This window comes from Nonomuraea sp. NPDC003201 (genome assembly GCF_053590415.1).
In genome coordinates this window covers 1-1,276 of the sequence record NZ_JBSFTC010000757.1, presented here as the reverse complement: position 1 = coordinate 1,276, position 1,276 = coordinate 1, and the positions used below count along the sequence as shown (strand labels likewise).

Genomic DNA, 1,276 nt, shown 5'->3' with positions numbered 1-1,276 from the left:
GGCGGCGGGCCGGGTCGGGGTCGAGGAGGTCGCGCAGGAGGGCGGTGAACGGGTCCTTCGCCTCGATCGCGATCCCCTGCCGGACGGCCTCCGCGGTGGCGGCGGGTGTGGCCCGGACGAAGGGCGGCCTGCCGAGCGCCGCCGTGTAGAGGATCGCGCCGAGCGCCCAAAGGTCGGCGGCGGGCCCCGGCACGACCCCCTCACCCGCTGCCGGCCCGTCGTCGGAGGTGAGCTCCGGTGCGGTGAAGCCGGGCATCCTGGCGGCCGTCTCGGTGGCGAGGGCCGGGATGGCGAAGTCGTTCAGCACCACGTGGCCGCCCGGGGCCAGCAGGACGTTGCCCGGGTGCAGGTTGCCGTGGGTGACGCCGTGTCGGTGCGCGTACGCCAGCGCGTCCAGCACGCGCAGGCCGATCGCGGCGGCCGCGGCCGGGCCGAGGGCGGCGCGCTGGTGGAGTTCGGCGCGCAGGGACCAGCCGTTGACGACCGGGGAGAGGATCCACACCTCGGTGCCGACGCCGACGACCTCGTGGACGGGGTGGATCGACGGGTGCCGCAGGCTCCCCGCGGCCATGGCCTGCCGGCGTACCTCGTCGAAGTCGGCCCGGCCCTCCGGGAGCGGCAGGCGCTTGGCCGCCACCTCCATACCGGTGCGGCGGTCGAACACCCGCAGAGCGCGGCCGGGCGCACCCTGGGCGAGGGGGCCGATCGGGTGGAAGCGGTCGCCGGTCATGAGTTCCTCTGGAGTCTGGCCGCGGTGGTGCGTGCCGCGCGCATGGCGGTGTCCCGCATCTCGGAGGTGACCGCGGAGCCGTTCCCCATCACGGACACCTCGATCACCATCGTGCGGATACGCAGCCAGACGTTGCTGCTCACGCTGGACAGGATGCCCACGGTGGTGTCCTGGGAGAAGCACTCGTCGCCGAGGCCGGGCACGTCCTTGACGGGGGTGGTGACCGCGCGCTCCACCTTCGAGGTGCCGGTCTGCGACTGCCGGCGTTTGCGGAGGGCGTCGAACACCTTGCGCGCGGTGTCCACGTTCGGCTGGATCTTGATCGTGACGCCGGCGCCGTCCACGGTGACCGAGCACGTGGACGACTTGCTCGGCAGTACCCGGTCCGTGGGGACGACCACCGCGCACGGGTCGGGGGAGGGGGCCGCCGCCGCGGTCCGGGACCGGCTCGGGGTCGCGGCCGGAGTAGAAGACGTCGCCGGGGAAGGCCTCACGGCCCGGCGGACGGCGCAGCAGCAGGGAGACGGCGCGGTACGCGTCCGCCTG

At 74.6% G+C, this 1,276-nt stretch carries 2 protein-coding genes; both read right to left on the bottom strand.

The window, feature by feature from the left end:
* A partial coding sequence (locus ACWDX9_RS63425) for a serine/threonine-protein kinase (RefSeq protein WP_449973473.1) occupies positions 1-730 on the bottom strand: 730 nt, incomplete at its 3' end.
* Entirely contained in the window at positions 727-1,131 is a 405-nt protein-coding gene (locus ACWDX9_RS63420) for a hypothetical protein (protein ID WP_449973472.1), read from the bottom strand. The genes ACWDX9_RS63425 and ACWDX9_RS63420, both read right to left, overlap by 4 nt.
* Positions 1,132-1,276: the final 145 nt, after the last annotated feature.